The organism is Lacrimispora sinapis (assembly GCF_043633585.1).
GTDB lineage: Bacteria > Bacillota > Clostridia > Lachnospirales > Lachnospiraceae > Lacrimispora > Lacrimispora sinapis.
Map to the genome: position 1 here is coordinate 1,448,094 of NZ_CP141832.1, position 21,361 is coordinate 1,469,454.

At 44.4% G+C, this 21,361-nt stretch carries 19 protein-coding genes and 1 riboswitch; of the genes, 16 read left to right on the top strand and 3 right to left on the bottom strand.

Annotated elements, in window-relative coordinates; all coding sequences use genetic code 11:
• Positions 1-26 precede the first annotated feature (26 nt).
• On the top strand, positions 27-1,049 hold the full coding sequence (spoVAD, locus tag VIG27_RS06600) for a stage V sporulation protein AD (protein WP_394526342.1): 1,023 nt from the start codon (positions 27-29) through the stop codon (positions 1,047-1,049).
• Positions 1,050-1,066: 17 nt separating this feature from the next.
• A complete protein-coding gene (gene spoVAE, locus VIG27_RS06605) occupies positions 1,067-1,423 on the top strand; it encodes a stage V sporulation protein AE (protein ID WP_394526345.1) in 357 nt (118 codons plus the stop codon).
• Positions 1,424-1,540: 117 nt separating this feature from the next.
• On the opposite strand, the gene VIG27_RS06610 is transcribed toward spoVAE, so the two are convergent.
• On the bottom strand, positions 1,541-4,207 hold the full coding sequence (locus VIG27_RS06610) for a transglycosylase domain-containing protein (RefSeq protein ID WP_394526347.1): 2,667 nt from the start codon (positions 4,205-4,207) through the stop codon (positions 1,541-1,543).
• A gap of 172 nt (positions 4,208-4,379) precedes the next feature.
• Here VIG27_RS06610 and VIG27_RS06615 point away from each other — a divergent pair, with 172 nt between their 5' ends.
• The 13 genes from VIG27_RS06615 to VIG27_RS06675 all read left to right on the top strand — a co-directional run bounded on the left by VIG27_RS06615 (position 4,380) and on the right by VIG27_RS06675 (position 17,742).
• Positions 4,380-5,036 (top strand): YigZ family protein, encoded by a 657-nt coding sequence (locus VIG27_RS06615; RefSeq protein WP_394526349.1) that lies wholly within the window; start codon positions 4,380-4,382, stop codon positions 5,034-5,036.
• Positions 5,037-5,261: 225 nt separating this feature from the next.
• Positions 5,262-7,103, top strand: coding sequence for a translational GTPase TypA (gene typA, locus VIG27_RS06620; RefSeq protein ID WP_394526352.1), 1,842 nt, complete (start codon positions 5,262-5,264; stop codon positions 7,101-7,103).
• A gap of 201 nt (positions 7,104-7,304) precedes the next feature.
• On the top strand, positions 7,305-7,931 hold the full coding sequence (locus VIG27_RS06625; protein ID WP_394526355.1) for a single-stranded DNA-binding protein: 627 nt from the start codon (positions 7,305-7,307) through the stop codon (positions 7,929-7,931).
• A 127-nt stretch (positions 7,932-8,058) separates the two neighbouring features.
• Positions 8,059-8,562, top strand: coding sequence for a cob(I)yrinic acid a,c-diamide adenosyltransferase (locus VIG27_RS06630; RefSeq protein WP_394526357.1), 504 nt, complete (start codon positions 8,059-8,061; stop codon positions 8,560-8,562).
• A 23-nt stretch (positions 8,563-8,585) separates the two neighbouring features.
• A riboswitch (Lysine riboswitch) is annotated at positions 8,586-8,761 on the top strand.
• 146 nt (positions 8,762-8,907) lie between these two features.
• On the top strand, positions 8,908-9,792 hold the full coding sequence (gene dapA, locus VIG27_RS06635) for a 4-hydroxy-tetrahydrodipicolinate synthase (RefSeq protein ID WP_394526359.1): 885 nt from the start codon (positions 8,908-8,910) through the stop codon (positions 9,790-9,792).
• A 30-nt stretch (positions 9,793-9,822) separates the two neighbouring features.
• Entirely contained in the window at positions 9,823-10,581 is a 759-nt protein-coding gene (gene dapB, locus VIG27_RS06640) for a 4-hydroxy-tetrahydrodipicolinate reductase (protein WP_394526362.1), read from the top strand.
• Between the two features lie 76 nt (positions 10,582-10,657).
• Positions 10,658-10,969, top strand: a complete 312-nt coding sequence (locus tag VIG27_RS06645; protein WP_394526364.1) for a hypothetical protein — start codon at positions 10,658-10,660, stop codon at positions 10,967-10,969.
• Positions 10,970-11,151: 182 nt separating this feature from the next.
• A complete protein-coding gene (locus tag VIG27_RS06650; protein ID WP_394526366.1) occupies positions 11,152-11,514 on the top strand; it encodes a hypothetical protein in 363 nt (120 codons plus the stop codon).
• A 146-nt stretch (positions 11,515-11,660) separates the two neighbouring features.
• The gene (purC, locus tag VIG27_RS06655) at positions 11,661-12,368 is read left to right on the top strand and encodes a phosphoribosylaminoimidazolesuccinocarboxamide synthase (protein ID WP_394526368.1); all 708 of its coding nucleotides are present in this window, start codon (positions 11,661-11,663) and stop codon (positions 12,366-12,368) included.
• A gap of 27 nt (positions 12,369-12,395) precedes the next feature.
• Positions 12,396-13,838: an amidophosphoribosyltransferase gene (gene purF / locus VIG27_RS06660; RefSeq protein WP_394526370.1), complete on the top strand. Its 1,443-nt coding sequence runs from the start codon at positions 12,396-12,398 to the stop codon at positions 13,836-13,838.
• Between the two features lie 137 nt (positions 13,839-13,975).
• Positions 13,976-15,406 carry an adenylosuccinate lyase gene (gene purB, locus VIG27_RS06665; protein WP_394526373.1) on the top strand — a complete coding sequence of 477 codons (1,431 nt, stop codon included), beginning with the start codon at positions 13,976-13,978 and terminating at the stop codon, positions 15,404-15,406.
• Between the two features lie 64 nt (positions 15,407-15,470).
• Positions 15,471-16,364, top strand: coding sequence for a LysR family transcriptional regulator (locus VIG27_RS06670; RefSeq protein ID WP_394526375.1), 894 nt, complete (start codon positions 15,471-15,473; stop codon positions 16,362-16,364).
• A gap of 100 nt (positions 16,365-16,464) precedes the next feature.
• The gene (locus VIG27_RS06675; RefSeq protein WP_394526378.1) at positions 16,465-17,742 is read left to right on the top strand and encodes an adenylosuccinate synthase; all 1,278 of its coding nucleotides are present in this window, start codon (positions 16,465-16,467) and stop codon (positions 17,740-17,742) included.
• Between the two features lie 59 nt (positions 17,743-17,801).
• On the opposite strand, the gene VIG27_RS06680 is transcribed toward VIG27_RS06675, so the two are convergent.
• Complete coding sequence (locus VIG27_RS06680; RefSeq protein ID WP_394526380.1) at positions 17,802-18,035, bottom strand: hypothetical protein; 234 nt, start codon at positions 18,033-18,035, stop codon at positions 17,802-17,804.
• A gap of 183 nt (positions 18,036-18,218) precedes the next feature.
• On the opposite strand from VIG27_RS06680, the gene VIG27_RS06685 reads away from it, so the two are divergent.
• Positions 18,219-19,298, top strand: a complete 1,080-nt coding sequence (locus tag VIG27_RS06685; protein WP_394526382.1) for an N-acetylmuramoyl-L-alanine amidase family protein — start codon at positions 18,219-18,221, stop codon at positions 19,296-19,298.
• Positions 19,299-19,327: 29 nt separating this feature from the next.
• Here VIG27_RS06685 and VIG27_RS06690 read toward each other — a convergent pair whose 3' ends face one another.
• Positions 19,328-21,241 (bottom strand): ABC-F family ATP-binding cassette domain-containing protein, encoded by a 1,914-nt coding sequence (locus tag VIG27_RS06690; RefSeq protein WP_394526384.1) that lies wholly within the window; start codon positions 21,239-21,241, stop codon positions 19,328-19,330.
• Between the last annotated feature and the right edge of the window lie 120 nt (positions 21,242-21,361).

The following is a 21,361-nucleotide window of genomic DNA, read 5'->3' on the forward strand; positions in this document are numbered from 1 at the left end:
AACAATTAGAGAAATGGAGAGAAGATATGCAGGTAGGAAAAGCAAGCATTAAATTTGAGGAACCGCCGGTCATTGAAAGTATGGCATCAATCGTCGGTAAAAAAGAAGGGGAAGGCCCTTTGGGAAAACTATTCGATATGGTAGAGCAGGATGATATGTTTGGAGCGGACACCTGGGAAAAAGCAGAAAGTGCTCTTCAAAAACAGACCGCTGATCTTGCCATAGAAAAAGGTGATATCCGGAGAAAAGATCTCCGCTATTTGTTTGCGGGAGATTTGCTTGGACAGCTGATCGCCACTTCCTTTGGTACTGTGGATCTGGAAATACCGCTGTTTGGCTTATTCGGAGCCTGCTCCACCATGGGGGAAGCCCTAAACCTTGGTGCAATGACCGTAGCAGGCGGCTATGCCGATAAAATCATGGCCATGGCTTCCAGCCACTTTGCAACGGCAGAAAAGCAATTCCGTTTCCCCCTGGGATACGGAAATCAACGGCCGTTTTCCGCTTCCTGGACCGTAACCGGATGCGGTTCCATCATTCTGGGTAAAAACAAAAAGGAAGGAATTGCTGCTATAACCGGAATCACCACGGGACGCATGGTGGATATGGGAATCAAGGATTCCATGAATATGGGAGCCGCAATGGCTCCATCAGCCTTTCACACCATTCAGCAGAATTTTGACGACTTTTCCGTGGATGAATCCTATTACGATAAAATTATAACAGGAGATTTGGGAACGGTGGGCCGCACCATTTTGTTGGACTTTATGAAAAACAAAGGCCATGATTTGGAAAAGATTCATATGGACTGCGGGATTGAAATCTATGACAGCGAGGCGCAGGATACCCACGCGGGAGGAAGCGGCTGCGGCTGTTCTGCCGTAACACTATGTGCTTATATTCTCCCCAAAGTACAGAGCGGAGAGTGGAAAAGGGTTTTGTTTGTCCCCACAGGTGCCCTGCTTTCCACTGTCAGCTTCAATGAAGGAGAAACCATTCCCGGAATTGCCCACGGAGTTGTCATAGAGCATATTGAAAACCAGTCATAAGAGGAAAGGAGTAAGCGATGGACTACGTAAAAGCATTTTTAGTAGGGGGAGCGATTTGTGCATTAATCCAGATATTAATGGACAATACAAAACTAATGCCAGGCCGTATTATGGTACTGCTGGTGGTAAGCGGAAGCATTCTTGGTGCGCTGGGACTTTATCAGCCATTTTCTGAATGGGCAGGTGCAGGGGCCACAGTTCCTCTCCTTGGATTTGGAAACAGTCTTTGGAAGGGCGTTTGGAAGAGCATAGGAGAAGATGGCTTTTTGGGGTTATTCAAAGGAGGATTTACTGCCAGTGCAGTCGGCATATCTGGAGCTCTTATCTTTGGATATTTAGGCTCTATTATATTTAAGCCAAAGATGAAGGGTTGACATTAGGCCGAATAAAGGGGGACACTATCTTGGGTGTCCCCCTTTATTCGGCCTTTGTTTGCTCATCGCAGTACAGCGTTACCGTTATGATGCGGTTTCTCCTATTCTGGAAAGGAATCAGTATCCCCAAGGCCAAAAGCCTCCCGGCGTCTGTGGCGGCTGAGGTACCTGTGGTGCCGGTCCCGGACCATATTGCTGAGGAGCATCTTCTGAAGGCCCTGGATTATCCGGAACATTCCCCGGCGGAATAATAATGGAATTAGCCGAATGAATGGTACAATATCCCGGCATCGCATATTTTGAATCATCCGTGATCCCATTTTCTCCGGCCGGCAGAACCATAAATACAGCGGTGGTACGCTCCGGACAATATGGGGTGGGTAGTTTGTGAGAAGTCGCACAAACCGTAGCACGCACATGGTTGTTGCAGACGTCCGTGGGAACGGTTCCTTTTGCAAAATATTCCGTATACACCGGATTGCCCCTCGGATCTTCGGTGCAGACTCCTGTAACTGCCAGCTTACCGGATTTACGGCAGATTTCAGCCGTTTCAATGCTGTCTGGTACGGCAAACCCTGGGTCTGACATGCCCTGATGTACTCTGGTCATGATTTTCCGCCAGATGGCTTTGTGGAAGGAGGTCCCTCCGTTTTGTTTGGTAAGCTTCTGGTTGTCATCGCATCCGCCCCAGATGCCGGCAGTATAGTAAGGAGTATATCCTACGAACCAGATATCATTGTTTGCTGATGTGGTTCCGCTTTTTCCGGCAGCCGACATACCCGGTATGCTTGCGGCCGTACTGGTAGAAGACGGTCCGTTGCTCGAAAACTTTCTGCTGCTTTTCATGGAGTCAGCCATGGCATCCGTTAAAAGAAATGCAGTGGAATCCTTTAAAACCCGGTAAGTTTCCGGCTTGTTCTCAATTAGGACTTTTCCATTGTGATCCAGTATTTTAGTAAAAAAGACAGGTTTTGTATACACGCCTCCGTTAGCAATGGTGGCAAAAGCACCGGTCAGTTCCAGGTTTGACACACCTTTTGTGATACCGCCCAGCGCCAGGGCAGGGTTATAATCGGTATCCGTTAAGGAGCTGATCCCGAAATTCTTCGCATATTCCACTCCCAGCTGCGGGGTTACTGTTTCCATCAGACAGCGGACTGCCACAATGTTCATGGAATAAACAATCCCATCCCGGATGCTGGAATAACCCTGATAACCGGAACTATACCAGTTGCGGAAGGTTTTCTTTCCGATCGTGTAATTGGTATCGTAATAAACGGTTCCAAGAGTGGCCCCGCTGGTATCTAAGGCAGGTGCAAATGAAGTCAGGATTTTAAAAGCAGAACCAGGCTGCCGGTATGTGTTGGTGGCACGGTTTAACGTCAGACTGGCCGTCTTTTGCCCCCGTCCGCCGCTGATTGCTTTCACTTCCCCGGTTCGTTGATCCATAATAACAAAGGAAGCCTGGGGCTCCAGTGTTTTATGAAGGCTTTCGCCTATAATGGTGTCCCCGTCTTTGATCAGTTCTGCCTTGTAGCCGTCAATATCATTCTGGATTTCCTGTTCTGTGTTGTATAATCCGTCAAACCCAGCATCCACATTTTCTTTATGATATCTTTGGAGTTGCTTCTCCGAATAATGTCTGGTAGTCCCATCCTTGTGGGTGACGGAAAGCCGGTATTCGATGGAATAGCGGGCCGCCGAATAATTTTCAGGATTGTTGATTTCCTCATCCACTATAGTCTGGATGCCAGGGTCCTGTGTGGTATAAATAGACAATCCCCCGCTGTACAGCATGTTGTGGGCCTGAGTTTCCGTATAGCCTAACTGGGTCTTCATGGCTGCTATGACCTGTTCCACCAGTTCGTCGGTAAAATAACTGTAAGGAGTGGACGTCTCTTTGGCTGCCATGTCCACATTCTGGATTCTGGAGTAAACATCGTCAGAAAGAGCAAGTTCTTCCTCTTCCTTTGTAATATAGCCCTGGTCATGCATGTACTGAAGAATTACTTTCTGCTTTGCAGCGTTTAACTTCTGGCCGGTGATTGGATTGAATTTGGAAGGATTCTGTGTGATTCCTGCCAAAACGGTACATTCGGACAACGTCAGGTCCTTTACATCCTTATTAAAATACCTCTTGGCGGCTACCTTTACTCCAAGCGTGTTGTTGCCAAGGTTGATGGTATTCAAGTAATTGGTAATGATCTGCTCCTTGGACATGGCACCATCCAGCTTGACAGCCAAAAACCATTCCTGAAGCTTACGTTCCAGACGTTCGCCGAAGCTTTTTTCCATACCGCCGCCAAACACGCTGTTTTTAATCAGCTGCTGGGTGATGGTGCTTCCGCCTCCTGCAGAGGAATCACCGGTCAAAACCCCTTTTGCGGCACGTAAAATGGAACGCAGATCAATTCCGTTGTGTTCCCAGTAACGGGAATCTTCATAGGAAACAAAAGCATTTATTAAATTTTTAGGTAGTTCTTCATAAGTAGCTTCCTCCCGGTTGGAACCTGCAGTCACCAGAGTTTCGGTGATGTTCCCGGCACTGTCGTAGACCGTGGATGCATATTCATTGGGGACGATGGTTGATATATCTACATCAGGAGCATTGTCTATGATTCCTTTTACCATGCCGATTCCAACACTGGCGATTATAATACCGCCGAACAGGCACAGTACAAATAGACTTTTGATAAAAGCCAGAAAAACTTTATTGGTGTATTTCCTTGCTTTTGAATTGGCAGATCGGATTTTCTTCTCTGTCGCTTGTTTGCCGTAATTCATAGGAAACCTCCTTTACTGGTCCATTATACCAAAAATAGGGCAGCAATTCAACAATTACCATTTTCGGAGAAAAAATGGAGAAATATACATGAAGGCTTGATTGAAATACCAATTTTCGATATAATGAGAGAAATTTTTAAATTTATGGAAGTAAAGAGAAATGAGGCTGCTTATGAGAACGTCTTACCGGATTTTATACGAAGGCGCAACCGGGGAGATCACCGAAAAAAAATCACGTTTTATCGCGAATTTCAGACCCGTACGGTCAGAGGCGGAAGCACTGGCTTTTATAGAAGAAATGAGAAAAAAATACTGGGATGCCAGACATAACTGCTATGCGTGGATCATCGGTAAAAAAGGGGAAGAGAAACGCTGCAGCGATGACGGAGAGCCAAGCCAGACCGCAGGAAAGCCCATGCTTGATATTTTAGAGGGAGAGCAGATCGTAAATGTCTGTGTGGTGGTGACCCGTTATTTCGGAGGAACCCTGCTTGGCACAGGAGGGCTTGTGAGAGCCTATTCGGGAGCGGTAAAAGAAGGACTGAAAGCGTGTAAGCTATTAACCGTCGAACCCGCTAAAAAAATTGCGGTTTACACAGATTATAATGGAATCGGAAAGATTCAGTACCTACTCGCACAGCAGGAAATTACAACCTTAGACAGCCAATATACGGACAAGGTAGAGCTGACCATTCTTGTGCCTGATGAGAAAATCGGGAAGTTAAATGCAGAAATAAGGGAAGCAACAAGCGGAAAAGCAGAGTTTCTTGAATTGGAAGAGGTTTATTATGGCATACTGGAAAAAGAAGTCCTTTTATTTTCAGAATAGGTAAGTAACTGCAAAAAAACAAGAAAAAAATCTTGCAATATCAAATACATGATGTTATACTAACTAATCGTGATAATGTTAATGGAACTAAGGACAGAACCGGTCCTTAGTTTTTTATGGTATGGACATGGGTTTGTCCGTATTATAAAAATGTTCTCTGGTTTTTGCCTCTTGGGCGGCTGGAGTGCATTCTTTGTTGAAAGAAGAGAAAGAAGAGTACATTTTATGAAGATGAAAAGAGAAGACGTAAGAAATGTGGCAATTATTGCCCACGTCGATCACGGCAAAACAACACTGGTTGATGCCCTGTTAAAGCAGAGCGGTATTTTCCGTGAAAATCAGGAAGTAATGGAGCGCGTTATGGACTCCAATGATATCGAAAGAGAACGTGGGATCACGATCTTATCAAAGAATACAGCCGTACATTATAAAGGTACAAAGATCAACATCATTGATACGCCAGGACATGCAGATTTCGGCGGCGAGGTGGAACGTGTGTTAAAGCTGGTAAACGGCGTTATCCTGGTTGTGGATGCCTATGAAGGTGTTATGCCCCAGACCAAATTCGTTCTTCGCAAAGCTCTGGAACTGGGACTTTCCGTAGTTACCTGTATCAATAAAATCGACCGCCCCGAAGCAAGACCGGAAGAGGTGGAGGAAGAAGTATTAGAGCTTTTAATGGATCTTGATGCCAGTGAAGAACAGCTTGACTGCCCATTTCTCTATGCATCTGCAAAGGCTGGATTTGCGAAAAAAGCCCTTACGGATGAAGATGTGGACATGGCTCCTTTATTCCAGACGGTTATCGACCAGATTCCCGCTCCGGAAGGCGATCCGGTTGCATCCACTCAGCTTTTGATCAGTACCATTGATTTCAATGAATACGTGGGCCGTATCGGTGTAGGGAAAGTGGATAACGGCAAGATTAAGGTAAATCAGGAATGTGTGATCGTAAACCATCATGAACCTGACAAATTCCGCAAAGTAAAAGTAGGTAAGCTTTACGAATACGAAGGTCTTAACAAGGTAGAAGTCCAGGAGGCTTCCATCGGTGCTATCGTTGCCATATCCGGCATTTCAGATATTCATATCGGCGATACCCTTTGCTCTGTGGAAAATCCTGTGGCCATTCCGTTCCAGAAGATTTCTGAGCCAACCATTGCCATGAACTTTATGGTAAATGACAGTCCTCTTGCAGGTCAGGAAGGTAAATTCATCACATCCCGTCATATCAGAGAGCGTTTGTTCCGTGAATTAAATACCGATGTCAGCCTTCGTGTAGAAGAGACAGAATCTCCGGACTGCTTTAAGGTATCCGGACGTGGAGAACTCCATTTATCCGTATTGATTGAAAACATGAGAAGAGAAGGCTTTGAGTTTGCGGTCAGCAAAGCAGAGGTTCTTTATCATTACAACGAAAGAAATCAAAAACTGGAACCAATGGAGATCGCCTATATTGATGTACCTGAGGAATTTACAGGAGCTGTCATTCAGAAGCTTACCGGCCGGAAAGGAGAGCTTCAGGGCATGAGTCCGGCAAACGGAGGCTATACAAGACTGGAGTTTTCCATCCCTTCCAGAGGTCTGATCGGATACCGCGGGGAGTTCATGACAGATACTAAGGGAAATGGTATCATGAACACGGCTTTTGACGGTTATGCACCATATAAGGGAGAGATTTCCTATAGAAAATCCGGTTCCCTGATCGCTTATGAGTCCGGAGAATCCATCACCTACGGTCTTTTCAATGCGCAGGAAAGAGGAACCTTATTTATCGGAGCCGGAGTAAAAGTATATTCCGGTATGGTCATTGGACAGAATCCGAAAGCGGAGGACATTGAAATTAATGTCTGCAAGACAAAGAAACTTACCAATACCCGTTCCTCCAGTGCGGATGAAGCCCTCAAACTGACCCCGCCAAAGGAAATGAGCTTAGAGCAGAGCCTTGATTTCATTGATACAGACGAGCTTTTGGAGATCACTCCTGTAAGCCTTCGGATCAGAAAGAAAATTCTTGACCCGACCATGAGAAAAAGGTCTTCCAGCAATAAAAAATCATTAGGATAATCTGTAATAAAATGGAGGATGCTGACTTAGGTGGCCGAATATTCGGTGATCTGGCGGCATTCTCCATTATTTTTGTGCATCATGCCTGGTTCTGTCGATATTTTTGGATTGTTTTTTATCATTTTAGAGCATTCTATCACATAAATTTAATAATAGCTGTGAAGCGTATTAGCAAATAAGTGAAAGAAGAGGAGAAATACTATGTCAGAAAAAATGATTGAAAACAACAAAGTAAGCGTTATCGGAGAGATTATCTCCGGCTTCACCTTCAGCCATGAGGTATTTGGAGAAGGATTCTATATGGTGGACATGGCAGTAAACCGTCTCAGTGACCAGGCAGATGTGATACCGTTAATGGTTTCAGAGCGTCTCATTGACGTAACTGGAGATTACAGCGGCTGTACGGTAGAAGCAATCGGCCAGTTCCGTTCCTACAATCGCCATGAAGGAACCAGAAACCGTCTGGTGCTGTCCGTGTTTGTAAGAGAAGTACACTTTATGGAAGAATTTACCGATTATACAAAAACCAATCAGATTTTTTTGGATGGATACATATGTAAAGCTCCCATTTACAGAAAGACTCCCCTTGGAAGGGAAATCGCCGATTTGCTGCTTGCAGTAAACCGCCCTTACGGAAAATCCGATTACATCCCTTGTATTGCCTGGGGACGAAATGCCAGATACGCGTCCGGATTTTCAGTAGGAACCAGAGTGAAGGTTTGGGGGAGGGTCCAAAGCAGAGAGTATACCAAAAAATTGAGTGAGACAGAATGCGAGAAGCGGATCGCCTATGAAGTATCTGTCAGCAAGCTGGAATGTGCAGAGTAAATTCTGTTGCAATTATATTAAGAAAATGGTAAGAAAACTTGCAAAATAGTTAATTTTGTGATACGATAAGCAGGTTCTAACGTAATATGTAAGTTTTTGCATTTTAGCTGTTATGAGGTGCTGAAGGATGAATAGAGGTACGATACAAGTTATATGCGGCGAAGGAAAAGGAAAGACCGCAGCTGCATTCGGTATGGGAATCGAAGCTCTGATGAAGAACAGGAATGTGATTGTCATCCAGTTCTTAAAAGGATGTACAGGGCGTGGATCTTCAGATATTATCAAACGCCTGGAACCGGAGATGAAGATATTCCGCTTTGAAAAATGTGACGGTTTTTTTGAAAACCTCACAAAAGAAGAACAGGATGAAGAGCGGATGAATATCCGCAATGGTTTGAATTTCGCCCGGAAGGTCGTATCGACAGGGGAATGCGATTTGCTGATCCTGGATGAAATATTAGGAATACTGGATCAAAAGATTATTGAGGCAGAGGAGCTGGTTAAGCTGCTTCAGACCAAGGATGATGAGATGGATATCATAATGACCGGAAAGGTGTTCTCCAAAGAAGTGGAGCCTTATGTAGACAGTATTCTGGAAATCAACCATGTTAAAGTTGACAATACAAAATAATAATGATAGTATGGAAACATACATAATAGAGTAGAGGTTGCGTTGCTTATGAGTACTCTGTCCGATGTATCAGGTACAGGTGAGGGCAGAGGGAAGGAAGAGACGCCGAAGAACGGTGCGGCCTGAACGCATTTGTTCTGGGCATATGGTTAAGAGCCATATGACTGTCATCCTGGTGGGATGGGGAGCTACTTAAAGAAAGATGAGATTACCAAATTCTGGACTTTAAGAGCTGACCCTGTTGTCAGCTCTGTTTTTTCGTGTACAGACAGCGGTTCCCTGACTTCCGCGATGACGGATGAAAGTTTACTATGTATGATGAGAATGGATCAGGAGGATGAGATCATGGCAATTTTTGAAGGCGCTGGTGTAGCGCTTATCACACCATTGAAAGAAAACGGAGAAGTAAACTACGAGAAACTGGAGGAACTGGTAGAGGAACAGATTGCAGGAGGAACGGATTCTATCATAGCCTGCGGAACCACCGGAGAAGCGTCTACTATGACTCATGAAGAACATTTGGAGGTAATCAAATACGTTTGCCAGGTGACAAAAAAACGGATACCGGTCATTGCCGGTACCGGCTCCAACTGCACAGATACCGCAATTTATTTATCCAAAGAGGCGCAGCACTGCGGAGCGGACGGACTGCTTTTGGTGTCTCCATACTACAACAAAGCGACTCAGAATGGACTGAAAGCGCATTTTAAAGCGGTTGCCGATGCGGTAAAACTCCCCATTCTTTTATACAATGTACCTTCCAGAACCGGAGTGGATATTTCAGCAGAAACCATCGCAGACTTATGTTTGAATGTTTCCAATATTTTAGGAGTAAAGGAAGCCAGCGGCAATTTCTGTTCCATTGCGGATTTGATGTATCTTACAGACGGAAAAGCCGATGTTTATTCCGGCAATGATAATCAGATCGTGCCGATTCTCTCTTTGGGCGGAAAAGGCGTAATCTCCGTACTTTCAAATATCGCGCCTTCCCAGACCCACGAGATCTGCCAGGCATATTTTGACGGCGATGTAAAGCGAAGTGCCAAATTACAGCTTGATGCGATCCCGCTGATCAATGCCCTGTTTTGTGAAGTGAATCCAATTCCGGTCAAGGCTGCTTTGAATCTTATGGGAAAGAATGCAGGACCTCTGCGTCTGCCGCTGACGGAGATGGAACCAAAGAACCAGGAACGGTTGAAAAATGCCATGAAAGCGTATGGAATTTTATAATGCGTGAAAGCGATACCTATGGAGGAAAACATGATTAAGATGATAATGCACGGCTGCAACGGGGCGATGGGACAGGTGATTACCTCAATGGCGGCAGAAGAAAAAAACATTACGATCGTAGCAGGAATTGATCCTCATGATACGAAAGCAAATCCCTATCCAGTATTTCCATCTTTAAAAGAATGTGAGGTTGCGGCAGATGTAATCGTGGATTTCGCTTCGGTAAAAGCGGTGGATGCGCTTCTTGATTACAGCATGGAAAAGAAGATCCCCGTTGTGGTATGTACCACAGGGCTTTCCGATGATCAGATCAGAAAGCTGGAAGAGACCTCCAATCATGTTGCGGTACTTCGTTCGGCCAACATGTCTTTGGGTGTGAATCTGCTTATGAAGCTTGTAAAAGATGCGGCACAGGTGCTTGCTGTGGCAGGATTTGATATAGAAATCGTTGAGAAGCACCATAATAAAAAAATAGATGCTCCCAGCGGGACTGCCTTGGCTTTGGCTGATTCCATCAATGAAGCCATGGACCAGGAATATCACTATGTCTATGACAGAAGCCAGGTGAGAAACGCAAGGGATAAAAAAGAAATTGGCATCCAGGCAGTTCGCGGAGGAACCATCGTCGGCGAGCATGATGTGATTTTTGCAGGAAAAGATGAAGTAGTCACTTTCAATCATACGGCATATTCTAAGGCCATTTTTGCCCAGGGTGCAATATCTGCTGCAAAATTCCTGGCAGGTAAAAAACCCGGATTATATACGATGCAGGATGTGATTGAATCCTAAATTTTCCAAAATTTTCCACCATAATTCATTTGACCTTTACACATACTAATTGTAGAAAATGAAAGGAGAATGTATTATGAAAAGAATAAAACCATTAGTATTAACCCTTCTTGTAATTATGGCAGTGATGTCTCTTACCGCCTGCGGAACAACCAACAAAAACGGAGGAACCTCTGCAGCAACTTCCGCAGCTACTACCCAGACAACTGCAGCCACCACAAAAGCAGAAACTACTTCAGCAAATAAAACCACAAATGACGGTGAAGCAACAACAGAAAGTACAGGTGTCATCAACGGAGTTGTAAATGATGTTGAAAAAGGTGTTGACAAAATCACAGGCGAAAGCAATGGCCAGCCAACGACAGAAAGCACAACAGCAGCAAGATAAGGTGAAATATGAGGAAAAAGCTTCAGGCAAAATTTTATGCTTGAAGCTTTTTTTATTATAAGTTATAATAGATTGTAACATATCTTCCTGTAACATACATCAATTCCTTTTAACCTATCAAGAATCTGTAGTTTGATTTCAGACCCATTTACCCTATCCTTATGTCAGGGGGCCGCCGTTTCGTGACAGAAAAATTTGATTTATTAAGAATGCAACGCTATAATAACAAAAGAAAACCATGGAGACAGTTCCAGTGGACGGTAAAAAAGATGAACAGCAGAAGTCCTCGCATTGTGGCTGTGCTTTTTTTGCTTGCCGGTCTGGAAGCAGCGTTTTTGATTCCTGGCTGTGGACAGGCCATTCTTTCTGAGACCCGATCCCTCTTTGCTGTCAGCAGAGAGATGGAATTAAAGACGGAAAAAGGTTATCCTTATTCTGTTGATGCCGGGGAAACAAAGGAACATGGTTTTTCCCTGGATTGGAAAGACGGAAAAGTGAAGCTATGGCAGAAAGTAGAGCGGGCAGTCTTTCAAAAAACTGATTGAGAAACAGAAACGCATAGTGGTCATTAGTATTTATAATAAGAAAATCAGTTGCATTCCTATTTTCAGTGTATTATAATTTCTACTGAAACACCATAGTTTTATTTGAAAAACTAATAAATTAATTCAGAAAAGGACAGGTGGCTGCCATGGAGAAAAAAGAAATGCTGTATGAAGGAAAAGCAAAAAAAGTTTATATGACGGAAGATCCCGACGTATTGATTGTTTCATATAAAGATGATGCTACAGCGTTCAATGGCCTGAAAAAAGGTACCATTGTTGGAAAAGGTGCGATTAACAACCGAATGACCAATTTTATCTTCAAAAAGTTAGAAGCCAAAGGTGTTCCGACACATCTGGTGGAAGAATTAAGCGACCGTGAGACTGCGGTAAAAAAAGTGGAGATTGTTCCTCTTGAAGTGATTATCAGGAATTTCTCCGCCGGAAGCTTTGCCAAAAAGATGGGAATGGAAGAAGGCGTGAAGTTCTCCTGTCCGACGCTTGAATTCAGCTATAAAAATGATGATCTGGGAGATCCGTTCATCAATGACTATTATGCACTTGCATTAAATCTTGCCACTCAGGAAGAGATTGATGCCATTACAAAGTATGCATTTAAAGTGAATGAAGTATTGCAGGAATATTTTGACGGTTTGAATATTGACCTCATTGATTTTAAACTTGAATTCGGCCGTTACCATGGAGAGGTGATACTTGCCGATGAGATCTCTCCGGACACATGCAGGCTTTGGGACAAGGATACCCACGAAAAACTGGATAAGGACCGTTTCCGCAGAGATTTGGGAGATGCAGAAGGCGCATATGAGGAAGTGTTCCGCCGTCTTGGGATTCAGTAAACCGCACAGAGAGGGAAAAAACATTAGATGAGTAACGAATTAAACTTCAACATAGAGGAAGAGTTACATGAGGAATGCGGCGTCTTCGGTATGTATGATTTTGATGGTGCTGACGTTGCATCTACCATTTATTACGGATTATTTGCTTTACAGCACAGAGGCCAGGAAAGCTGCGGGATTGCCGTCAGTGATACGGAAGGGCCCAAGGGAAAAGTGAGTGCCTATAAGGGGATGGGGTTATGTAACGAAGTTTTTACTCCGGAGATTTTAGAAGGCCTTCATGGGAATATCGGAGTAGGTCATGTTCGTTATTCCACGGCCGGAAGCAGTACACGGGAGAATGCACAGCCTCTTGTCCTGAACTATGTAAAGGGTACTCTGGCAATGGCCCATAACGGCAATTTGGTGAATGCGCCGGAGCTTAGAAGAGAATTGGAATATGACGGGGCTATTTTTCAGACGACCATTGATTCAGAAGTGATTGCCTACCACATCGCCAGGGAACGGGTAAAGACTTCGTCCGTTGAGTCAGCAGTAGCCAATGCCATGAAAAAGATTGTAGGTGCTTATTCTCTGGTCGTTATGAGCCCGAGGAAGCTGATTGGAGCAAGAGACCCTTATGGGTTTAAACCTTTGTGCATCGGGAAAAGGGATAATGCTTACATCATTGTATCGGAAAGCTGTGCGCTTGATACCATTGGAGCTGAATTTGTCCGGGATGTCTTACCGGGAGAGATTGTGACCATTACAAAGAATGGGATTGTTTCCGATACAAGACTTTGCCAGACAGACAAGTCAAAGGAAGCCAGATGTGTGTTTGAATATATTTATTTTGCTAGACCGGACAGTGTTTTTGACGGAGTCAGCGTGTATCATGCAAGACTCTGTGCGGGACGTGCACTTGCTATAGATTCTCCGGTAGAGGCAGACCTGGTTGTAGGTGTTCCGGAATCCGGCAATGCGGCGGCACTCGGCTATTCCCTGCAGTCCGGAATCCCTTATGGAACGGCTTTTATTAAGAATTCTTATGTTGGAAGAACTTTTATAAAGCCGAAGCAGAGCAACCGGGAATCCGCTGTGAGAATTAAACTAAATGTTTTAAAAGAAGCGGTTGTAGGAAAGCGTGTGATTATGATTGATGATTCCATTGTCCGGGGGACCACCAGTGCGTTGATCGTCAATATGCTTCGGGAATCGGGAGCCAAAGAGGTCCATGTCCGCATCAGTGCGCCGCCGTTTCTCCATCCCTGCTATTTTGGAACGGATATACCGGATGAGGACCAGCTGATCGCCCATAACCGAAGCGTAGAAGAGATCCGGGACTTGTTGGGAGCGGATTCCCTGTCTTACTTAAATATAGACCGGTTACCGGAGATGGCGGCTGGTCTGCCGATCTGTACGGCTTGCTTTAGCGGCAATTATCCCATTGAACCGCCAAAAGAGGATATCCGCGGAGAATACAGCAGATAAAACGATCCGTATTGGGTGGGAGGACTGCCTGACTGGCTGGAAAGAGGCCCGTCAGGCGGTTTTTTCTTCCCCTTTTCAAACAATAGAAAATATGATAACATAAAACTAACATGACCCCAAGGAGGAATATAGGAAACATGACAGATCGATACCAAAGCCCGTTGTCTGAGCGATATGCCAGCAAAGAGATGCAGTACATTTTTTCACCGGATAAGAAATTTAAAACCTGGAGAAAACTTTGGATTGCACTTGCGGAAGCAGAGAAAGAACTGGGTCTTCCCATTACGGAAGAACAGATAGAAGAGTTAAAGGCGCACCAGGATGACATTAATTACGATGTGGCCAGACAGAGGGAAAAAGAGGTCCGCCATGATGTTATGTCCCACGTATATGCATACGGTGTTCAGTGTCCAAAGGCCAAAGGCATCATTCATTTGGGTGCAACTTCCTGTTACGTTGGGGATAATACGGATATCATTATTATGACAGAAGCTTTAAAGCTTGTAAGAAATAAATTGATCAATGTGATCGGAGAGCTGGCTCGATTTGCCGATGCTTATAAGGACCTTCCCACCCTTGCTTTCACCCATTTCCAGCCGGCCCAGCCTACCACCGTAGGAAAGCGTGCCACGCTCTGGATCCACGATCTGACTATGGATTTGGAGGATCTGGATTATCTGCTTGGATCTATCCGCCTTCTGGGTTCTAAAGGGACCACCGGCACTCAGGCCAGCTTTTTGGAACTCTTTGACGGGGATATGGATAAGGTAAGAAAGGTAGACACTCTGATTGCGGATAAGATGGGATTTACAGGATGCTATCCGGTTTCCGGCCAGACTTATTCCAGGAAGGTGGACAGCCGCGTGGTAAATGTTTTGGCAGGCATTGCACAGAGTGCGCATAAATTTTCCAACGACATCCGCCTGCTGCAGCACTTAAAGGAAGTGGAGGAACCATTTGAAAAGAGTCAGATCGGTTCTTCTGCCATGGCATACAAGCGTAATCCCATGAGAAGTGAGCGGATAGCCTCTCTTTCCAATTATGTGATGGCAGATGTCATGAATCCTATGCTGGTTTCTTCCACCCAGTGGTTTGAACGGACGCTTGATGATTCTGCGAATAAACGATTAAGCGTTCCCGAAGGATTTCTTGCAATTGACGGTATCTTGGACCTCTATTTAAATGTTGTAGACGGACTGGTGGTTTATCCAAAAGTCATCGAAAAGCATATGATGGCAGAGCTTCCGTTTATGGCCACAGAAAATATTATGATGGATGCAGTAAAGGCTGGCGGAGACCGTCAGGAGCTTCATGAAAAAATCAGGGAATTATCCATGGAAGCCGGACGGAATGTGAAGGAACGCGGCCTTGACAACAATCTTTTGGAGTTGATTGCAGCAGATCCGACCTTTAATCTGACACTTGATGATTTAAAAAAGAGCATGGAACCAGGAAGGTATGTTGGCTGTGCTCCTGTTCAGGTTACCAATTATCTGGAGGAAGTAATTAACCCTCTGCTTGAGGAAAACAAAGAGATCCTTGGACTGACAGCAGAGATTAACGTATAGTTATAATGCGGGCGGACTAAAGAAATTTGGTCTGCCTGCGTTTTGTTTTTATCAGGAGGAATTCATGAGCATCAATTTGGAATACTATAAGGTGTTTTATTATGTGGCTCAGCTGGGCAGCATCACTCTGGCAGCGGAACGGTTATGCATCTCCCAGCCAGCGGTGAGCCAGGCCGTGAGGCAGCTGGAACAATCCTCAGACAGCCAGCTTTTTTTGAGAACCTCAAAAGGAGTCCGTCTGACCCGGGAAGGCGAGTTTCTCTATGAATATGTAAAATCCGGTTTAGATAGTATCTGGCACGGAGAAAATATGCTTAAGCGAATGAAGGACCTGGATACGGGCGAGGTGCGGATCGGAGCCAGTGATATGACTCTGCAGTTTTATTTGCTGCCCTACCTGGAACAATTCCATGAGCTTTATCCGGGGATTAAAGTTATGGTTTCCAACGGACCGACACCGGAGACCCTCCGTTTTTTATATGAGGGAAAGATCGACTTCGGAGTGGTCAGTACTCCTTTTGAAGCAAAGGCCGAAGTGCTCAGCACACCGGTGAAAGAGGTGGAGAATGTATTTGTTGCCGGTGATAAATTCCGTTATTTGGAAGGCAAAAAACTGAGTTATGATGTGTTAAAGGAGCTTCCATGCATTTTTCTGGAAAAAAACACCAGTACCAGAACCTTTATGGATCAGTATCTGGCAGAGCGGGGCGTGGAGGTGGAGCCGGAATTTGAACTCTCCACCAGTGACATGATCGTACAGTTTGCCATACGCAATCTTGGGGTCGGCTGTGTCATGTCGGGATTTGCCAGGGTGGAACTGGAAAAAGGAAATTTACTGGAACTGAAATTTGAGGAGGAAATGCCCAAGCGCCACTTTTCCATTATCACAGACGGCAAAACCCCTGTTTCACCGGCTGGAAAGCGTTTGCTGCAGCTAATGACAAATGATATAAGCTAAAATTATGAGGAATATAAATAATATTGATTTTACTTATGGAATACTTTGCGCTATCATAGAGTAGTAAAAGGTATTATTCACTCGAAGGAGGAACAATCAAATGGTAAGAGCAATCGTAGGCGCCAATTGGGGCGACGAAGGAAAAGGCAAGATCACGGATATGCTGGCAAAGGAATCTGATATCATCATTCGTTATCAGGGCGGAAGTAATGCCGGACATACAATCATCAACAATTACGGAAAGTTTGCACTTCACCTTCTGCCGTCAGGTGTATTCTACAATCATACGACAAGTATTATCGGCAATGGCGTGGCATTAAACATCCCGTTCCTTGTAAAGGAAGTCGGAGATCTTGTAAGCAAAGGCGTTCCAAAACCTCAGATTCTGGTTTCTGACCGTGCACAGATTTTGATGCCGTATCACATTTTGTTTGATCAGTATGAGGAAGAGCGTCTGGGCAAACAGTCCTTTGGTTCCACAAAATCCGGGATTGCTCCATTTTATTCAGATAAATATGCAAAGATCGGTTTTCAGGTAAGTGAGCTTTTTGATGAGGAAGCCTTAAAAGAAAAGGTTTTCCGTGTTTGCGAGACAAAAAATGTTTTATTAGAGCATCTTTATCATAAGCCTGTCATCAATCCGGAAGAATTATTAAAGACCCTTCATGAATACCGGGAGATGGTAGAACCGTTCGTATGCGATGTATCCAAATATCTTCATGATGCTATTAAGGAAGGGAAAAACATTCTTCTGGAAGGCCAGTTAGGATCTTTAAAGGATACGGATCACGGCATCTACCCTATGGTGACCTCTTCGTCAACTCTGGCGGCTTACGGGGCCATTGGTGCAGGTATTCCGCCTTATGAGATCAAAAACATTACAACGGTTGTAAAAGCCTATTCCAGTGCAGTTGGTGCAGGTGCATTTGTCAGCGAGATTTTCGGTGAGGAAGCAGATGAATTAAGACGCAGAGGCGGTGACGGCGGAGAGTTCGGTGCCACCACAGGACGTCCGAGACGTATGGGATGGTTTGATGCGGTTGCTTCCAGATATGGCTGCCGTATTCAGGGTGCCACAGAGGTGGCTTTGACCGTACTTGATGTTCTTGGATATCTTGATGAGCTTCCGGTTTGTATCGGATATGAGATCGACGGTAAGGTAACAAAGGATTTTCCCACCACGGCAAAGCTTAATCAGGCAAAACCGGTTTATACCACACTTCCAGGCTGGAAATGCGAGATCCGGGGCATCAAGAAATACGAGGATCTTCCGGAGAACTGCAGAAAGTATATCGAATTCATCGAGCAGGAACTTGAGACACCAATTACAATGGTATCCAATGGACCAGGAAGAGACGAAATCATTTACCGCAAATAATGATAATTAAATAAACGGAGAACATGGAAAAAGCATCGGCTTATCCTGTTCTCCGTTTTTTATTTTTTCGGGTCTTTCTTTTCTGTCTGATTTTTTCCGGTATCAGGCTTTAATACCCGGTACACCAGTTGGCTGGCATAGATGATGCACGGAACGATAACGGTGGAAAAAATAGCAGCCATCAGCCAGTTTTTGGAGTCTGGATGACGGGAAAAAGCAGATACGATGGCAATGATGTACATGGATAAAATAAAAATAATTCCAATCATGGCCAGTGGGCGCTTCCATTTCATAAGAGATACCTCGCTTTCTGAAACCAATTATTTTTCTTATTATATCCTAAAAGCGTGAAATTGTAAAAGAAAACCTTAGAGATTCTTTATAAATTCTTATAACTTGTAACCTGTACATTTCCAATAAAGTATAGTAAAATTTTAATAAATATGAAGTACGGCTTGAAAGGAGTGTAAGAATCCTTGAAAAAAAGATGGTTTATGGCGTCCATATGTATTGCTCTATGTCTGGGCAGTTCCATGGCTTCAGCCGCACAGGAAACAAGCACTCTGCTGCAGGAGGGGGATTTACAGGCATTAGAGCCCAAATGGGAGTGGCAAAAGGATTATAACGGATGGAAGTATATCAATGACCGGGGAACTTACAAAAGGAATACCTGGCAGAAAATAAATGGTTTTTGGTACTACTTTGATAACGATGGTTACATGGCTACGGATTGGAAAAAGATAGGCGGAATAGAGTATTGTTTTTCTGAGAGCGGGGAGCTGGAGGTTGGCTGGCTGTATCATGAGGAGGAGGAAAAGTGGCATTATTACACGGAAGACGGTTTTGCACAAAAGGGCTGGTATCAGGAAAAGGACGGAAGCTGGTACTGGTTTTCCAACAAAGGGGAGATGGTATCCTCCGGTTATAAAAATATATCCGGAAAGAGATATTATTTTTTTGATAACGGCCAGATGGCAGCGAACCAGTATGTGGGACTTGCCTATATGGATGAAAACGGCATAAGAAACAGGGATAGGGATATAGCCATTCAAGGAAAGAAAGATTCCTATACGATTACGCCGGAAGTTAAGGAGGCATTTACAGAAGCCTCCAAAAACATTCCCAGGTATTGGGTGAAGAAATTTGTGGATCAGGGCTGGCAGGTCCTTTATTATCCGAATAAAAAGTATTTTTCTGCACCTGTCACAGGAAGCGGCGTTTATTACGTGTGCCATAAGCTGGATACCAATTATAAAAAGATCAAAATCTGCAATCCGTCGGATTTGACAGAAGCATTTGGTGAATATATCGGTTATGCCTCCGGATGTTATGACCGTAACAGTACGGCCGCCATAGATTTGGTTATGAACCGGGATTCTGTAGATGAATTTGTGTATATACCAGACTATTTTGAAGATGATCTGGTCTTTTATTTTGGAAAGCTGGTAGGGGCTTATGCAGGGTCTCCGTCGACCAGATCTGAAATGCAGAAAGAAGCTCCTGAAGTGACGGAGATATTAAACAATATTTTATATGGACAGGTAAAAAAAGAGTAAGCGGTTCTGGAGAGATCCAGGCCGCTTTCCTATTCTGCCAATTCCTCCCACTGTTCATAGAGTTCTTCCAATTGTTTGCCAATGGATTCCTTTTCCTGGTTCAGCTCCATCAGCCGGGGAACATCGGTAAAGACTTCTTCCTGTGCAAGCAGCGCATCAATCTCACCATCCCTTGTTTCCAGACGGTGAATCTCATCCTCCGTTTTCTTGAGTGCATTCTGCCGTTTCCGAATCCGGGCCTGTTCTTCCTTTTGGGCCTTCCAGTCAAGCTTTGTCTCTGAGACTTCTGCTTGAGGAGCGGAATCTGCGGAGGGGCCATCGGTATAAAGACTGGTCATTAACTCCTTCTTTTCCAGATAATAATCATAATTACCGATATAATTGACCAGAGTCTTATTAGTTAAGTCAAGGATTCTGGTGGCAGTTTTATTGATGAAATAACGGTCATGGGATACATAGAGTACGGTTCCCGTATAGTTTACCAGGGCATCCTCTAAAATCTCCTTGGAGGTAATGTCCAGATGGTTGGTCGGCTCATCCAAAATGAGAAAATTGGCTTCCGAAAGCATAAGCTTTGCAAGAGAAACTCTTCCCCGCTCGCCGCCGCTTAAATCCTTCACCCGTTTATACACATCGTCTCCGGTAAAGAGAAAAGCCGCCAGAATATTGCGGATCTGGGTATTGTTCATGGAAGGATAGGTGTCCTGCAATTCATCAAAAAGAGTCTTTTCCATGTGCAGTACCTGATGCTCCTGGTCATAATAACCGATATGTACCTTGGAGCCTAAAATGATTTCCCCTGCATCCGAAGAAAGAATCCCATTGATCATTTTAAGGATGGTCGTTTTTCCGGTCCCGTTGCCGCCGATGACCGCTACCCGTTCTCCCCGTTTTATCTCAAAGTTCACCTGGTCAAAAAGAAGATTCTGGTCAAAGGATTTTTTCAGTCCCCGTACGGTGAGAACATCGTTGCCGCTGATGATATTGGGTTCCAAACGAATCCGCATCTCATCATTGATTTCCGTCGGCTTGTCCAGCAGTTCTATTTTATCCAGCATCTTTTCCCGGCTTTCCGCCCGGCGGATGGATTTTTCCCGGTTAAAGGATTTTAATTTGGCAATTACTTCTTCCTGGTGCTTGATTTCCTGCTGCTGGTTTAAATAAGCCTTCATCTGGGCTTCCCGGATCATGGCCCGCTTGCTGCTGTAATCCGTATAGTTTCCCTGATAAACATTCATGATTCCATTGTCAAGCTCAATGACTTTCGTGACGACCCGGTCCAAAAAGTAACGGTCATGCGCCACGATGATGACGCTGCCGTCGTAATTGATCAAATAGGTTTCCAGCCAGGCAATGGATTCCATATCCAGATGATTGGTGGGCTCATCCAATAGGATGATATCCGGTTTTGTGAGAAGAAGACGTCCCAATGACACACGGGTTTTCTGTCCCCCGGACAAAGCAGAAACAGGTTTATGGAATTCTTCCTCCGTAAATCCCAGTCCTTTTAAGACTCCGGTTATTTCGCTTTGATAAGCATAGCCGTTTTGCTGTTCAAATTCATGATTGAGCCGGCTGTAAGAGGTGAGCATATCATTTAGTTCCCGGCCGGTAAGATGTTTCATATCCAGTTCCATCTGGCGGATTCTGGCTTCCATTTCAAGAATGGGCCGCTTGACCTCTAAAACTTCTTCATAAATGGTTTTATCGCCTGTGAGATCCTGGTGCTGTGCCAGATATCCCAAGGTTTTTCCCTTTGAAATGATGACTTCACCTTCATCAGAAGGCAGTTCTCCCATAATGATTTTCAAAAGAGTGGATTTTCCTGCACCGTTAATGCCTACGATCGCCGCTTTTTCATGGTCCTCTATATGAAAGGAAGCGTGTTTGATGACCTCATTGCTTCCAAAGGCTTTGCTTATGTTGCTGCATGAAAGAATCATGTTTTCATTTCCTCCTGAATAAGTGTAAGACAATAGGACTAGTATAATATAGGTCTTTTGTTTTTTCAAGGATTCAATGATAAAACTCGTTTGACATTATTTTGACGTGAAGTTATAATA

What these genes read in the sequence shown, in the direction of transcription:
- purF (WP_394526370.1), top strand. Translation starts at nt 12,396, where the DNA reads ATGAGTAACGAATTAAACTTCAACATAGAGGAAGAGTTACATGAGGAA.
- VIG27_RS06610 (WP_394526347.1), bottom strand. Translation starts at nt 4,207, where the DNA reads ATGAATTACGGCAAACAAGCGACAGAGAAGAAAATCCGATCTGCCAAT.
- VIG27_RS06670 (WP_394526375.1), top strand. Translation starts at nt 15,471, where the DNA reads ATGAGCATCAATTTGGAATACTATAAGGTGTTTTATTATGTGGCTCAG.
- dapB (WP_394526362.1), top strand. Translation starts at nt 9,823, where the DNA reads ATGATTAAGATGATAATGCACGGCTGCAACGGGGCGATGGGACAGGTG.
- spoVAD (WP_394526342.1), top strand. Translation starts at nt 27, where the DNA reads ATGCAGGTAGGAAAAGCAAGCATTAAATTTGAGGAACCGCCGGTCATT.
- VIG27_RS06630 (WP_394526357.1), top strand. Translation starts at nt 8,059, where the DNA reads ATGAATAGAGGTACGATACAAGTTATATGCGGCGAAGGAAAAGGAAAG.
- VIG27_RS06645 (WP_394526364.1), top strand. Translation starts at nt 10,658, where the DNA reads ATGAAAAGAATAAAACCATTAGTATTAACCCTTCTTGTAATTATGGCA.
- VIG27_RS06675 (WP_394526378.1), top strand. Translation starts at nt 16,465, where the DNA reads ATGGTAAGAGCAATCGTAGGCGCCAATTGGGGCGACGAAGGAAAAGGC.
- VIG27_RS06680 (WP_394526380.1), bottom strand. Translation starts at nt 18,035, where the DNA reads ATGAAATGGAAGCGCCCACTGGCCATGATTGGAATTATTTTTATTTTA.
- purC (WP_394526368.1), top strand. Translation starts at nt 11,661, where the DNA reads ATGGAGAAAAAAGAAATGCTGTATGAAGGAAAAGCAAAAAAAGTTTAT.
- typA (WP_394526352.1), top strand. Translation starts at nt 5,262, where the DNA reads ATGAAGATGAAAAGAGAAGACGTAAGAAATGTGGCAATTATTGCCCAC.
- VIG27_RS06615 (WP_394526349.1), top strand. Translation starts at nt 4,380, where the DNA reads ATGAGAACGTCTTACCGGATTTTATACGAAGGCGCAACCGGGGAGATC.
- spoVAE (WP_394526345.1), top strand. Translation starts at nt 1,067, where the DNA reads ATGGACTACGTAAAAGCATTTTTAGTAGGGGGAGCGATTTGTGCATTA.
- VIG27_RS06690 (WP_394526384.1), bottom strand. Translation starts at nt 21,241, where the DNA reads ATGATTCTTTCATGCAGCAACATAAGCAAAGCCTTTGGAAGCAATGAG.
- purB (WP_394526373.1), top strand. Translation starts at nt 13,976, where the DNA reads ATGACAGATCGATACCAAAGCCCGTTGTCTGAGCGATATGCCAGCAAA.
- VIG27_RS06625 (WP_394526355.1), top strand. Translation starts at nt 7,305, where the DNA reads ATGTCAGAAAAAATGATTGAAAACAACAAAGTAAGCGTTATCGGAGAG.
- dapA (WP_394526359.1), top strand. Translation starts at nt 8,908, where the DNA reads ATGGCAATTTTTGAAGGCGCTGGTGTAGCGCTTATCACACCATTGAAA.